General features: G+C 66.3%; 3 protein-coding genes and 1 pseudogene. 2 read left to right on the top strand and 2 right to left on the bottom strand.

Annotated elements, in window-relative coordinates; genetic code table 11:
* Positions 1-104: pseudogene (locus tag DCO49_RS19780) on the top strand (IS481 family transposase); the annotation flags it as partial.
* Positions 105-178: 74 nt separating this feature from the next.
* Here DCO49_RS19780 and DCO49_RS19775 read toward each other — a convergent pair.
* Complete coding sequence (locus DCO49_RS19775) at positions 179-1,138, bottom strand: cation diffusion facilitator family transporter (protein WP_116865437.1); 960 nt, start codon at positions 1,136-1,138, stop codon at positions 179-181.
* 220 nt (positions 1,139-1,358) lie between these two features.
* On the opposite strand from DCO49_RS19775, the gene DCO49_RS19770 reads away from it, so the two are divergent.
* Positions 1,359-2,282 carry a hypothetical protein gene (locus DCO49_RS19770; RefSeq protein ID WP_116865436.1) on the top strand — a complete coding sequence of 308 codons (924 nt, stop codon included), beginning with the start codon at positions 1,359-1,361 and terminating at the stop codon, positions 2,280-2,282.
* A 12-nt stretch (positions 2,283-2,294) separates the two neighbouring features.
* Here the strand turns inward: DCO49_RS19770 and DCO49_RS19765 are convergent.
* Positions 2,295-2,994, bottom strand: a 700-nt coding sequence (locus DCO49_RS19765) for an MFS transporter (protein ID WP_116865435.1), incomplete at its 5' end; no start/stop codon positions are given.

The following is a 2,994-nucleotide window of genomic DNA, read 5'->3' as shown; positions in this document are numbered from 1 at the left end:
AATGGCTGCACCACTACAACTGGCACCGTCCCCATATGGGGATCGGCGGCCAGCCACCTATCTCCAGAGTGCCGCTGAACAACGTAGTGGGTTTACACAGCTAGTCGACTATCGCGCGCAGCGCGGGATTTCCAGGGTTTCCCGCAAAGAGCAGCCGACGCGACCCAGCCAGGACCTGCTACCGATGCACGTGGCCATGATGGCCCTGCACATCATGGTCATGGTCATGATCATGCGCGTGCTTCACCGGCTGCCCGCACGCTTCGCCGCAATGATCCGCCTCGATCTGCAGGGTCACGTGGTCGATGTCGAATTCTTCGTGCAGGCGTGCACCCAGTTCGCGGCGCAGCGCATCGGGGTCGGTACCATCACGCATCACCACGTGCGCGGTCAGTGCCGGGGTGCTCGATGCCAGGGCCCAAACGTGCAGATCGTGTACATCGAGCACGGCGGCATGCGCGGTCAACCCCGCGCGCACCTTGGCCACGTCGGTGCCCTTGGGCACGCCTTCCAGCAGCACGTTGATCGCTTCGCGCATCAGCACCCAGGTGCGCGGCAGCACCCACAGGCCGATCAGCACGGCCAGGATCGGGTCGATCGGCTTCCAGCCGGTCCAGCGGATCAGCAGCGCGCCGACGATCACCGCCACCGAGCCCAGCATGTCAGCCCACACTTCCAGGTAGGCGCCTTTCACGTTGAGGCTTTCACCACTGCCGGCCTGCAGCAGCCGCATGGAAATGAGGTTGATGACCAGGCCGAAAGCCGCGATCACCAGCATGCCGGTGGAGGCGATTTCCTGCGGCTGGCGGAAGCGCGCGATGGCTTCCCACAGGATGTAGCCGGCCACCACGAACAGCATCGCGCCGTTGATCATCGCGCCCAGCGCTTCCAGGCGGGCATAGCCGTAGGTGCGTCGTGCATCCGGCGGGCGCCGGCTCAGCCGCACCGCGACCAGCGCGATCATCAGGGCCAGCGTATCGGTGGCCATGTGCGCGGCATCGGACAGCAGGGCCAGGCTGTTGGTCCAGAAGGCACCCACCACTTCCACCACGAGGAACGTGGTGGTCAGGCCAAGCGCCCACCACAATGGTTTCTCGTGGCGGATTTCCGATGGCAGGTGGTCGTGGTCGTGGCCCATGGCAAAGCTCCTGTGCAATGCGGTCAGGCTACGCGCAGTGGCCGCGGGAGACTATTACGCTGTTTATAACATTGCAGCGACGGAGCCACGGCGCGCGGCCGGGCGTCGTTTTGCCTGTCACGCCAAGCGCTTTATGATGGCCGGCATCCCCGCCACCCCGGGGCGGGCCGCCGGACGCCGCGGCCTCCAGATGGAACTCCCAGCACAAGGAACCGGCCACATGTGGAACAGAAGGACTCTCCCCGTCACCCTCGCCGCTGCGTGCGCCCTGGGTGCCGCCGTCAGCGCCACGGCGGCCACCTGCGAACAGAACTTCAAGTCGGTCGGTGACCCGCGCAACGGCCAGACTTACCTCACCGAAGTCACCATCCCCGGCCTGAAGCCCAGCAGCGGCCTCGGCCAGCTGCGCAAACTGGCGCTGGATGAAGGCAACAACTTCGTCAGCGGTGATGTCATCACCGAGACCGAAGGCCAGATGTACATCATGCAGACGGATCTGAAGGTGCCGCTGGTGACGGCGGTGTCCATCAGCAACAAGGGCACCGTGCTGCTCGGCACCAAACTTGCCCGTGGGCAGACAGCCAAGGATGAGGACGTGCGCGGCGCGTTCTGCGGCTGGCTGAACCAGCTCAAGACCGGCAAGGAAGGCGAGGCCATCGCCGAGGCCGTGCGCATTTCCAGCGGCTTTGACAAGCCGACCCCGGCTACTGCCGTGGGCATGTCCACCGTGCTGGGCAAGGAAGCGAAGAAACTGCAGCGCAACATCAACACGATGCCGCTGAAGAATCTGTTTTCCGATGGCCCGCTGCCGGATACCGATTCGCTGTACCAGCCGATGTTCGTGAAGTATTTCGGGCGCCGCTTCATCATCGATGGGCAGGTGTATACCGCCCAGGCCAACAACATCAACAAGACCTTCGAAGTCGGCTACCTGGTGACCAAGATGAAGGGCATCGGTGGCATCGGTGGGCGCCAGTCATCCGGTGACAACAACGCCAACTTCACCGTGCACTGCGCACTGGCCAACGACCAGCGCGCCCTGGGTGCCACCCTGCGGCTGGAAGACTGGGTGAAGCTGGAAGGCGTGGTCGACAACATCGACACCGGCCACATCCACCTGCGCGACTGCCGCCAGGTGAAGTAAGCCGCCGCACGGCTAGCGGCGCAGGCGCCCGCGCGCCCACCACAGCAGCGCCAACGCCGCGATGCCGGCACCCAGCAGGCATACCGCGTTCCAACCGTGGCGTGCCTGCACCCAGGTGCCGGCAGCTGCACCGGCGCCGCTGCCCACCGCGTAGAACAGCATGTACAACGCCACCAGGCGCCCATGCTGTTCGACCGGTGCACGCAGCAGCAGTGCCTGGTTGGACACGTGCAGCGCCTGCCCGCCCAGATCCAGCAGCACCACGCCCAGCAACAGCAGCCCCAGCGAGTGCGGCAACCCCAGCAGCGGCCACCACGCTGCCAGCATCAACAGCAGTGCGGCGAGGCTGACGCGCACCGCGAAACCGCGATCCATCCAATGGCCCACCCAGGCCGCCAGCAGCGCACCGACGATGCCCGCCAGGCCCAATGCACCGATCGCAGCGGTGGACCAGTGCAACGGCGGTGCCGACAGCGGCAGCGGCACTGCCGCCCAGAACACGTTGAGGCCGGCAAACAACAGCAGCGCCAGCGGCCCGCGCTCACGCAGCGCGCGGTCGTCACGCAGCAGCGTGGCCATCGACGCCAGCAGCGTGCGCCACGACGGCGGCACCACCGGCACCGGCAGGGCCGGCAGGCGTCGCCACAGCAGCAGCGCCAGCGCCGCCATCAACACGGCGGACAGCAGGTAGACCGCACGCCAGCCGGCCACG

It is taken from the genome of Stenotrophomonas sp. SPM (genome assembly GCF_003105135.1).
Lineage (GTDB): Bacteria > Pseudomonadota > Gammaproteobacteria > Xanthomonadales > Xanthomonadaceae > Stenotrophomonas.
This window is presented reverse-complemented; position numbering and strand designations above follow the sequence as displayed.

Excerpts from the sequence above, each read along its gene's own strand:
- DCO49_RS19775 (WP_116865437.1), bottom strand. The coding sequence starts at position 1,138 with ATGGGCCACGACCACGACCACCTGCCATCGGAAATCCGCCACGAGAAA.
- DCO49_RS19770 (WP_116865436.1), top strand. The coding sequence starts at position 1,359 with ATGTGGAACAGAAGGACTCTCCCCGTCACCCTCGCCGCTGCGTGCGCC.